This is a genomic window from Maribacter sp. TH_r10, assembly GCF_033101095.1.
Lineage (GTDB): Bacteria > Bacteroidota > Bacteroidia > Flavobacteriales > Flavobacteriaceae > Maribacter_A > Maribacter_A luteus.
The window spans coordinates 118,571-129,664 of record NZ_JAWMPY010000009.1; the positions used below are offsets into that span (position 1 = coordinate 118,571).

The window sequence follows — 11,094 nt, forward strand, 5'->3', positions numbered from 1 at the left end:
AAGTATTACGGACCGGTATTTACATATGATTTAAATATCGGTCGGTACTGCGATCTACCCATACTTCATTATGTAAGCTTTTCGGTTTCATAAAGACAAAAAAAAGAAAAGAAACATAGTGTTGAAGACTTCATTTAAAGGGGAATCAAATCAAGAAAAACTTGTGTTCGTTTACAATGCCGATTCCGGTATTCGAAATGCAATTATCGACAGTGCGCATAAAATCTTAAGTCCTGGAACTTATGATTGTAAACTTTGCGGCATAACGTTTGGTGTATTTGGCGAAAGGAAGATTTGGAAAGATTTCAGGGAAAAAGCATCCTGTGAAATGGAGTTCTTGCACAAAGATGAATTTCAAAAAAATTATGCTTCAAAATTCGTATATGCGTTCGAATATCCAGTGATATTGATCGCTTCAAATGAAAATTTTGAGGTATTCATTTCCAAAGAAGAACTTGAAGGTTTGGAAAAACCGGAGGAATTGATCCAACTGGTCAATAAACGGATTAAATTATGATTTGTTCTCTTCGAAATATAGTTGGTTAACTTCATCAATATGCGCTAGAAGTTCGTCCCGTCCAATATTTTTAGATGATGAGGTGACAAAATGGTTTGGGGCTTCTTCCCAAGCTCCCGTCATTAGTTCATTTAAATAGTCGGTAACATTTTTTTCAATTGCTTTCGGTTTTAGTTTGTCCGCTTTGGTAAAAACGATGCTGAAAGGAATCATGTTTTCACCTAGGTATTCCATGAACTCCATGTCTATTTTCTGAGGGGCATGGCGCACATCGACCAAAACAAAGGCACTTACTAATTGTTTGCGCTTTAAAAAGTAATCGGTAATATATTTTTGAAAGGTTTTTTTATCCTTTTTAGAAACACGGGCGTAACCATATCCGGGTAAATCTACCAAAAACCAATTTTCATTGATTTTAAAATGGTTGATAAGTTGTGTTTTTCCGGGTCTGCCAGAAGTTTTGGCCAAGCTCTTACGTTCAGTCAACATATTGATCAGAGAGGATTTTCCAACATTGGATCGTCCAATGAACGCGTACTCTGGTAACGGCTCATTTGGGCATTTGGCAACATCGGAATTGCTCATCACAAAGTCGGCAGACTTTATTTTCATTTAAATCGGGTTTAAAAGTTCCGTTTTTCTAACCAGGCATCGAGTACTTCATTGAACTCGTCGGGATGCTCCATCATCGGGGCGTGTCCACATTTCTTGATCCAGAATAAATCGGAGTCGGGCAGTAGTTCGTGAAATTCCTTAGCTACATTCGGTGGGGTCACCGAATCGTTTTCCCCCCAGATGATACAGGTAGGAGTGTTCATCTTGGGCAGGTCTTTTGACATATTGTGACGAATCGCACTTTTGGCGATTGCCAATGTTTTTACAAGTTTTACCCGGTCATTGACCGTTTCGAAAACTTCATCTACGATTTCTTTGGTGGCAACCGCGGGATCATAGAATACATCTTGTGCCTTTTTCTTTATGAATTCATAATCGCCACGTTTAGGGTAACCGTCTCCCATGGCGCTTTCGTAAAGTCCCGAACTTCCGGTAATTACTAGGGCCTTGACCATTTCTGGGTACATTTTTGTGTGTAGCAGCCCTATGTGCCCGCCTAAAGAATTTCCTAAGAGGATTACATCTTTCAGGCCTTTGAACTCTATAAAATTTTCAAGGTATTTGGCAAAACTTTTTACGGTGGTTTTCAGTAAGGGCATCCTATATATAGGGAGCTCCGGAATCAATACCTTGTAGCCTTTCTTAGGGAAATGCTCGGAAACCCCTTTGAAATTGCTCAACCCTCCCATAAGACCGTGTAAAATAATAATTGGGGTTCCTTCCCCTTTCTCAATATATCGGTATTTGCCTTCTGTGATAATCTTTTCTTCCATTGAGAATACTTCTGGTCTGAATTGACAAATATAGGCAATTCCTTATTGATTTGTCTATTGATTGCACTAGTAATTAGTTGTTCCAAAGGCAGAATGCCTAAAGGTTTTTTTGAATACTTGTAGGGGAATTGTGTAAGCTCCTAACTGTAAATGGCTCTGAATGGAATGAATTTATTAACAAAGTGGTAAATAGTGGTAAATTGTGGTAATAAATTCTATATATTTGAGTTCTATATAGGAAAACCAACCGTTTAGGGTGATAAATTTTAACGAAGCATATTATTGTAAAGCTGATGCCAAAGGTAGGGTAATGATACCGTCTGCCCTTAAAAATAGGCTGTTACCTGTTTTAAAAGAGGGCTTTGTATTAAAGCGTTCGGTCAGTGGTGCCTGTTTGGAGCTTTGGCCAATGTCCCAATGGGACGAGATGATGCTGAAGATCAAAAAGTTAAATCGCTTTGTTAAAAAGAACAATGATTTCATACGCATTTTCATGGCAGGGGTCAAAGAGGTAGAGATCGATAGTGCGGGAAGGTTGTTGATTCCTAAAAGTTTAATGTCGATAGCGGGTATAGTGAAAGAGATCGCTTTGAGTCCGTCTGTTGATATTATTGAAATATGGGATAAGGATAGTTATGAAAAGGCTATTGAGATTACAGATGAGGAATTCGAGGTCTTGGCAGAGGATGTGATGGGTGGCTTTGATGAAAACATTCCCGATGTATCATAATCCCGTACTTCTAAAAGCATCCGTTGATGGGCTTGGAATGAAGGCCGATGGCGTTTATGTAGATGTCACCTACGGAGGTGGGGGCCATTCGAAAGAGATATTGAAAAGATTGGGACCAAAAGGTAGGTTGTTCGCCTTTGATCAGGATGAAGAGGCTTTGGAAAATAAGGTCGATGATGATAGGTTAACGCTTATCAACGAGAATTTTAGATATATAAAGCAGTTTTTAAAGTTCTATGGCATTCGGAAAGTAGATGGTATCCTAGCTGATTTTGGGGTTTCGTCACATCAGTTCGATAAGGCTGAGCGAGGGTTTTCCACTCGTTTTGATGCTGATTTGGATATGAGGATGAGTCAAAAAGGAATTGTTTCGGCCTATGATGTGGTGAATTCCTACTCCTATGATGATCTAAGAAGGGTATTGTTTCAATATGGTGATTTACGTAACGCAAATGCCATGGCCAATACCATTATAATGAGTAGGGAAGAGGCTCCGATTAAGACATCGGCCCAATTAAAGGAGGTATTAGGAAGGTTTTTGCCAAAGCATAAGGAGCATAAGATCCTGGCGCAAATTTATCAGGCCATCCGTATTGAGGTGAACCAAGAGATCGAGGTCATAAAGGAGTTTTTGATGCAGGTGCCTGAGTTGTTGAATCCAGGTGGAAGGCTAAGTGTTATTAGTTATCATTCTTTGGAGGACCGATTGGTGAAACGTTTCATTAGGTCGGGGTTGTTCGAAGGGGAGCCGGAAAAGGATTTTTATGGGAATGTAGATGTGCCCTTGAAAAAAGTAGGGGGATTAATAGTGCCGTCGAAAGAAGAAATTGCAACGAATAATAGGGCGCGAAGTGCAAAATTGCGAATAGCGGAACGCATATAACAATACGATGAGAAAAGGAATATTAGATGTACTGAAAGGTAAGTTTTTGGTGAGCGGGGACGCCCCAAAACACTGGTTGTTCATAATATTCGTCTCGTTTTTGGCAACGGTGATGATAGGAAGTTCGCATAGTGCCGATAAAAAAGTACATCAGATAGCCGCTTTGAATGAAGAAGTAAAAGAATTGCGTAGCGAATTCGTTGACCTTAGGTCAGATGTTCAGCGTTTAAAATTGGAATCTACGATAACAAAAATTGTTGAAGGGAAGGGTTTGTATCCTTCAGAAACACCACCAAAAAAAATAAAAGTAAAATCAATTAAGGAGTAATGGCGGTTACCGAAAAGAGAATATTGAACAGGTTATATGTTGTGGCGGGATTCCTATTCCTGTTCGCATGTGCCGTGCTCTTTAAACTGGTAAGCATACAGATGGTCGACGGCAATAAATATCGTGATTTGGCGCATAAAAGAACGGAAAAAATGTTCACTATTGCTCCAAACCGTGGTAATCTGTATTCCGATGACGGTAGTCTTTTGGCCACTTCGGTTTCAAAGTATACGATTCGTTTTGATGCTGTGACCGTAAGTGATGCCGATTTTAAGGCAAATGTAAAACCCTTGGCCGAAGCTTTGTCGAAACTTACGGGGAAAACTTCTTCCCATTACCAACAGCTCTTGCGAAAAGCCAAGGCCAATAAAAACAGATACACCCTTTTGGTGAGAAATCTTGATTATTCCGATTATATGGATGTGAAGGATTTTCCACTGTTGCGTAAAGGTCCGTATAAAGGAGGTTTGATCGTAGAACAAAAAACGGTTCGGGAACATCCTTTGGGTAAAATTGCCGAGCGTAGCGTTGGTTACGAGCGTAAAGATGAAAACGGTTATTACACCAGAGTAGGGTTAGAGGGTGCTTTTGGCCAATATTTAAGAGGGGTTGAAGGTAAGCGATTAAAGCAGAAAATAGCTAAGGGCCAATGGAAACCTATAGGAATGGATAACATTGTAGAGCCAAAAGATGGATACGATGTGATCTCAACCATAGATATCAATATCCAGGACATTGCCCATCACGCCTTGTTGCGACAATTGGAACACTATAAGGCCGAACACGGAACCGTAATCGTTATGGAAACAAAAACGGGTGAAGTCAAGGCAATTTCCAATTTAGGAAGAACGAAGGAAGGTAAATATTATGAGCGATTGAACTATGCCATTGGTGAATCCCATGAGCCGGGATCTACATTTAAACTAATGAGTTTGGTTGCTGCATTGGAAGATAAAGTAATAGATACCAGCTCCGTAATAGATACGGAGAAAGGGTATTGGAAAATATATAACCATAGGGTCAGGGATTCCAAACACGGGGGGTACGGCAAAATTTCAATGGCAAAAGCTTTTGAGGTTTCCTCGAATACCGCATTTGCAAAGACCATTCACAATGGTTATAAAGATGAGCCTTCGAAATATGTAAATCGTTTGTTACGTATGGGGATTGGCAATGAAATCGGCCTTCCTATCAAAGGTGAAGGGAAACCGGTATTGCGTTCTCCAGGAGATAAGGGTTGGTCGGGTCTTTCCTTGGCACAGATGGCTTATGGCTATGAGGTGTCCATGACACCTTTACAGGTGTTAACCTTTTACAATGCCATTGCCAATGACGGGGAAATGGTGAAACCTAGGTTGATCAAAGAGGTAAAGGAATGGGATAGGACGGTTTTGAAATTTGAGAAAGAGGTGATCAATCCGTCAATATGTTCTAAGGAAACGGTTAAAAAAGTACAGCAGTTGTTGAAAGATGTGGTAGAGAAAAAACATGGGACAGGACATCGGTTGTATTCGCCGAATTTTTCCATGGCAGGTAAAACCGGTACGGCACAAAAGAATTACGTTTCCAAGGACCCTGATAAACTAAGGTATATTTCAACCTTTGCAGGATATTTTCCGGCTGAACAGCCTAAGTACTCCTGTATTGTAGTCATACACGAGCCCGATAAAAGTGTTGGGTATTATGGGGCAGATGTTTCTGGACCTGTATTTAAATCCGTTGCCCAAAAAGTATATGCTACCAATCCTTTGATCGATGAAGTGGAAATGATGGGGGGTAATGATGGTCGATTGGAGCAATCGTATCAAAAGTACTTTGCCGAAGCACAAAAAAAATACAACAAAGTGCCCAATGTAAAAGGGATGAGCGGAATGGATGCCGTTTCCATTCTTGAAAACCTTGGGATAAAGGTAGAGGTTAAGGGTAACGGCAAGGTTAAAAAACAGTCCATTTCCCAAGGAACGGACATAAATAAAGTTGAAAAGATAATATTGGAACTTTCGTGAATTTATTAAAAGACATATTATTCGGGGTTAGCCTATCCGCGGTTAGTGGTTCTACCACTATTATGGTCAATACCATAACTTTCGATTCGCGAAAAGTGGCTTTTGATGATGTCTTTGTTGCAATAAAGGGAACATTGACAGATGGTCATAAGTATATTGAAAAAGCCATAGATTCGGGGGCGGTCTGCATTGTTTGTGAAACCATGCCAGGACAATTGGTAGACGGGGTAACTTATGTTGAAGTTGATAATGGGAATAAAGCCTTGGCTATCATGGCTTCCAATTATTACGGTAATCCATCACGAAACCTGAAGTTGGTAGGTATTACGGGTACCAATGGTAAGACTACCATTAGTAGTCTTTTGTTTCAATTGTTCAAAAAAGCCGGTTTTAAGGTAGGATTGATATCCACCATAAAAATCATGGTCGATGATAAAGAATACCAAACAACACATACCACACCAGATGCTTTGACCATTAATAGGCACTTGGCCTTGATGAGTGAAGAAGGTGTAGAATATTGCTTTATGGAGGTGAGTTCCCATGGCATTCATCAAAAAAGGACGGAGGGCCTGTTGTTCGAAGGGGCGATTTTCACGAATCTCACCCATGATCATTTAGATTATCATAAAACCTTTGCAGATTACAGGGATACCAAAAAAACGTTGTTCGATAATTTACCGAAAAATGCTTTTGCGTTAACGAATATCGATGACAAGAATGGTTTGGTCATGTTACAGAATACAAAGGCAAGAAAGTTTACCTATGCCTTGAAATCATATGCAGATTACAGGGGGCAGATTCTTGAGAATCAATTTGACGGACAATTATTAAGGATTGATGACGATCAATTATGGACCAAATTGATAGGTAGTTTCAATGCTTACAACGTTTTGGCCATTTATGCTACGGCAGATATTTTGGGGCTAGAAAAATTGGAGACCCTTCGTTTGCTCAGTGAATTGGATAACGTTGACGGAAGGTTCCAATACCATATATCAAAAGAAAAAATAACGGCAATAGTAGATTATGCCCATACGCCGGATGCTTTACAAAATGTACTCGAGACAATCGGAACATTGAGGACTGGAAATGAAAACGTCATCACCGTTGTGGGGTGTGGTGGCGATAGAGACAAGTCTAAGCGTCCGGTAATGGGTAAAATCGCTACCCAAATGAGTAGCAAGGTCATTTTTACCTCGGATAATCCAAGGTCGGAATCACCTGCTGTGATTATTGAGGAAATGGAAGTTGGGGTAGAACCCCAAAATGTGAAAAAAGTATTGTCTATAGAAAATCGTAAACAGGCGATTAAGACAGCTTGTCAACTGGCCATGCCCAATGATATTATCCTTATTGCCGGTAAAGGGCACGAAACGTATCAGGAAACTAATGGCGAGCGTGTAGATTTTGACGATTTCAAAATAGTAAGGGAAGTATTAAAAACACTAGATAAATAAAAGATATAACGACCAATAGGAATGCTATATTATCTGTTTGAATTTTTAGAAAAAGAATACCAGTTGCCAGGGGCAAGCCTATTTGGTTTCACCACCTTTCGGGCGGCTATGGCCATTCTGTTTTCTTTGATCATTGCCACTGTTTACGGTAAAAAGGTGATTTTATTGTTACAACGAAAGCAAATCGGTGAAAGCATTAGGGATTTGGGCTTGCAAGGACAAGAGCAAAAAGCAGGTACGCCTACGATGGGTGGCCTTATCATCATCATGGCTACTTTGATTCCGGTGTTGTTATTTGCCGATATATTGAATATTTATATCATTCTTTTGATCGTAACGACTGTCTGGATGGGGGTTATCGGTTTTATTGATGACTATATCAAGACCTTTAAAAAGGATAAAGAAGGTTTAAAAGGAAGGTTTAAGATCCTAGGTCAAGTGGTTTTGGGGCTCATCGTTGGGGCTACCTTATACTTTCATCCCCAGGTAACGATGCGCGACCATGATAAAACCGTTATCACTAAAGAGTATCAGGTTGAACAGGTGAAGGGAGCGGATATTAAATCTACTAGGACAACGGTTCCTTTTATAAAGAACAATGAATTCGATTATGGTAACCTCATAGCTTGGGCAGGTGAAGGCGCCAAGGATTATGTGTGGTTGATTTTCATTCCTATGATCATTTTGATCGTTACGGCAGTATCGAACGGCGCAAATCTAACCGATGGCATAGATGGTTTGGCGGCAGGTACCTCGGCAATAATCGTTTTTACCTTGGGTATTTTCACTTGGGTCTCGGGTAATATTATTTTTTCCGATTATCTCGATATCATGTATATCACTGGGGTTGGCGAGTTGCTGGTATTCGTAACGGCATTTGTAGGGGCCTTGGTAGGCTTTTTATGGTATAACGCTTTCCCGGCAACCGTTTTTATGGGCGATACGGGAAGTTTGACCATCGGGGGTGTAATTGCGGTAATTGCCATTATTATACGAAAAGAATTATTGATACCCGTTTTATGTGGAATCTTCTTTGCCGAATCGATCTCGGTAATGTTGCAAGTCGGGTATTTCAAATACACCAAGAAAAAGTTAGGGGAAGGCAAAAGGGTGTTCTTAATGGCACCATTACATCATCATTATCAGAAAAGGGGATATCATGAAAGCAAAATAGTAACCCGTTTCTGGATTGTAGGTATTATGCTGGCAATTATAACGATTGTTACCCTTAAAGTAAGATAAATGGCACGCTTGGTTATCCTTGGAGGAGGTGAAAGTGGAGTAGGTACTGCCATTTTAGGGTTGAAAAAAGGATATGGGGTCTTTGTTTCCGATAAAGGGGAAATAAAGGAAAAGTATAAAAAAGTTCTTGAACATTATGGGATTGATTGGGAAGAAAAAGTACATACCGAAGCAAAGATCTTAAATGCGGATGTGGTCATGAAAAGTCCAGGGATACCTGACACGGTTCCTTTGGTTCTTTTATTGAAGGAGAAGGGGGTTCCTGTAATCTCCGAGATTGAATTTGCGGCGCGGTTTACCGATGCACGAATCATTGGGATTACGGGGAGTAACGGTAAAACCACTACGACCATGCTTACCAACCACATTTTGAAAGAAGGTGGGCTGAGCGTTGGTATGGCGGGTAATATTGGGGATAGTTTCGCAAAGATGGTGGCTGAAAAGGAGTATGGAAATTATGTTTTGGAGATAAGTAGTTTTCAGCTGGACGGTATAGTGGATTTTAAACCACATGTGGCCATTATAACGAATATTACACCAGACCATTTGGATCGCTACGATTATAAATTCGAAAACTATGTAGCATCTAAGTTCAGGATAACGGAGAACCAAGAGTCGGACGATTATCTTATTTATGACGCCGATGACGAAGTAATCGTGAATTGGTTGGCAAAGCACCCGGTTAAATCCATATTAATGCCATTTTCTATTGAAAAGGAAATGGGGCAAGGGGCATTTTTAAAGAATGGGGAAATAGTATTAAAGATTAATAACGAGACAATAAAAATGAAAGAGAGCACACTGGCACTGGAAGGAAAACACAATGTAAAGAATACAATGGCTTCATCATTGGCGGCCAAACTTGTCGGAATCCGAAAGCAGACCATTCGTGAGTGTGTCGCCAATTTCCAAGGCGCCGAACACAGATTGGAGAAGGTGTTGAAAATACAACACGTTCAGTATATCAATGACTCCAAGGCAACGAATGTCAATGCTACCTATTTTGCCTTGGACAGCATGAGCGCGCCAACGGTTTGGATCGTAGGTGGGGTTGATAAAGGGAACAATTATAAAGAGTTGATGCCTTTGGTGCGTGAAAAGGTAAAGGCCATTATCTGCCTAGGTAGCGATAATTCCAAAATCGTGGATGCTTTTGGTAATGTTGTAGATCTTTTGGTAGAAACATATGCTATGGAAGAGGCGGTAAAAGTTGCCTATAAAATCGCAGAACGCGGGGATACCGTATTGTTGTCACCGGCCTGTGCAAGTTTTGACCTGTTCAAGAATTATGAAGACAGGGGTAATCAATTTAAAGAAGCCATTAAAAATTTATAGAAGTGCTTAAATTTTTAAAAAATATCGAAGGGGATAAAGCCATTTGGGCCGTTGTGGCACTGTTGGCCTTGTTTTCGTTTTTGCCGGTCTATAGTGCCAGTAGTAATTTGGTCTATGTAGTTGGTAACGGTACTACCGGAGGGCATTTGGTAAAACATGCCTTTCTGTTGTTTTTAGGTTTCGGTATTATTTACGGGGTGCATAAAATACCGGTGCATTTCTTTAAGGGTCTTTCTTTGATTGCCATGCCTATCGTTTTGGTTTTGCTGATATTCACCATGGCTCAGGGTACTACGATAGATGGTGCCAATGCAAGTAGATGGATTCGGATTCCCTTAGTGGGTTTTACTTTTCAGACCTCTAATCTTGCGGCGGTTGTTTTAATGATATATGTTGCTCGTTACTTAACCAAGATCAAGGACAGTGAAATTACTTTTCAAGAGAGTATCCTTCCACTATGGTTTCCGGTTTTTCTTGTCATAATATTGATTTTACCTGCTAACTTTTCTACGGCCGCAATCATGTTTTCCATGGTATTGTTGTTGTGTTTCTTAGGTGGGTATCCCATAAAATATTTAATAGGCATAATCGGTACGGGCATATTATGCCTAACCCTCTTTGTTTTAACGGCGAAAGCGGCTCCGGACTTGTTTCCTAACCGCGTGGATACTTGGATAAGTAGGGTTGAGAATTTTGCTAATCCTGAGGATACGGAAGCCGATTATCAGATTGAAAGGGCCAAAATTGCCGTAGCATCAGGTGGTGTTTTTGGTAAGGGGGCCGGAAAAAGTGTTCAAAAGAATTTTTTACCACAAAGTTCTTCGGATTTCATCTATGCCATAATTGTTGAGGAATATGGATTAGTTGGAGGCTTTGTGCTTATGTTTTTCTATATGTTGTTATTGTTCCGTATCGTGGTGGTCGCCAATGCCAATCGTACCATATTTGGCAAGTTGTTGGTATTAGGGGTGGGCTTGCCCATCGTGTTCCAGGCCATGATCAATATGGCAGTGGCGGTAGAATTGTTTCCGGTAACGGGGCAAACCTTGCCATTAATTAGTAGTGGTGGTACTTCTAGTTGGATGACTTGTTTGGCCATCGGGATAATACTAAGTGCAAGTAGAAAGAGTGAAGAGATAGAGGAGAAACATATTGAAATGGATGACGCCAATCCCTTAGAGATATTAAGCGGACAATTATAAAAA

The 11,094-nt window shown here is 40.3% G+C and carries 11 protein-coding genes; 9 read left to right on the forward strand and 2 right to left on the reverse strand.

All coding sequences use genetic code 11. The features are described from left to right. Positions 1-121: 121 nt before the first annotated feature. A complete protein-coding gene (locus tag R3X28_RS17230; protein WP_154368952.1) occupies positions 122-517 on the forward strand; it encodes a GTPase in 396 nt (131 codons plus the stop codon). Here R3X28_RS17230 and yihA read toward each other — a convergent pair. Both yihA and R3X28_RS17240 read right to left on the reverse strand, forming a co-directional pair. Further along, entirely contained in the window at positions 512-1,129 is a 618-nt protein-coding gene (yihA, locus tag R3X28_RS17235; RefSeq protein WP_317665995.1) for a ribosome biogenesis GTP-binding protein YihA/YsxC, read from the reverse strand. The genes R3X28_RS17230 and yihA overlap by 6 nt on opposite strands. A gap of 11 nt (positions 1,130-1,140) precedes the next feature. Further along, complete coding sequence (locus R3X28_RS17240; protein WP_154368948.1) at positions 1,141-1,905, reverse strand: alpha/beta fold hydrolase; 765 nt, start codon at positions 1,903-1,905, stop codon at positions 1,141-1,143. A gap of 256 nt (positions 1,906-2,161) precedes the next feature. Here R3X28_RS17240 and R3X28_RS17245 point away from each other — a divergent pair, with 256 nt between their 5' ends. From R3X28_RS17245 to R3X28_RS17280, 8 genes are read left to right on the forward strand one after another with little or no spacing between them, the layout of a single operon-like run. Beyond that, on the forward strand, positions 2,162-2,635 hold the full coding sequence (locus R3X28_RS17245; protein ID WP_317665996.1) for a division/cell wall cluster transcriptional repressor MraZ: 474 nt from the start codon (positions 2,162-2,164) through the stop codon (positions 2,633-2,635). Then, a complete protein-coding gene (gene rsmH, locus R3X28_RS17250) occupies positions 2,625-3,518 on the forward strand; it encodes a 16S rRNA (cytosine(1402)-N(4))-methyltransferase RsmH (protein ID WP_317665998.1) in 894 nt (297 codons plus the stop codon). The genes R3X28_RS17245 and rsmH overlap by 11 nt, the downstream gene beginning before the upstream one ends. Before the next feature lie 7 nt (positions 3,519-3,525). Next, positions 3,526-3,846, forward strand: a complete 321-nt coding sequence (locus tag R3X28_RS17255) for an FtsL-like putative cell division protein (RefSeq protein ID WP_154368944.1) — start codon at positions 3,526-3,528, stop codon at positions 3,844-3,846. Continuing rightward, a complete protein-coding gene (locus R3X28_RS17260) occupies positions 3,846-5,852 on the forward strand; it encodes a penicillin-binding protein (RefSeq protein WP_317666000.1) in 2,007 nt (668 codons plus the stop codon). Before R3X28_RS17255 ends, R3X28_RS17260 begins: the two co-directional genes overlap by 1 nt. Then, a complete protein-coding gene (locus tag R3X28_RS17265) occupies positions 5,849-7,312 on the forward strand; it encodes a UDP-N-acetylmuramoyl-L-alanyl-D-glutamate--2,6-diaminopimelate ligase (RefSeq protein ID WP_317666002.1) in 1,464 nt (487 codons plus the stop codon). Before R3X28_RS17260 ends, R3X28_RS17265 begins: the two co-directional genes overlap by 4 nt. Before the next feature lie 21 nt (positions 7,313-7,333). Next, complete coding sequence (mraY, locus tag R3X28_RS17270; RefSeq protein WP_154368941.1) at positions 7,334-8,554, forward strand: phospho-N-acetylmuramoyl-pentapeptide-transferase; 1,221 nt, start codon at positions 7,334-7,336, stop codon at positions 8,552-8,554. Beyond that, entirely contained in the window at positions 8,555-9,889 is a 1,335-nt protein-coding gene (gene murD / locus R3X28_RS17275; protein ID WP_317666004.1) for a UDP-N-acetylmuramoyl-L-alanine--D-glutamate ligase, read from the forward strand. Between the two features lie 2 nt (positions 9,890-9,891). Then, entirely contained in the window at positions 9,892-11,091 is a 1,200-nt protein-coding gene (locus tag R3X28_RS17280) for an FtsW/RodA/SpoVE family cell cycle protein (RefSeq protein ID WP_317666005.1), read from the forward strand. The last annotated feature ends 3 nt before the right edge of the window (positions 11,092-11,094 follow it).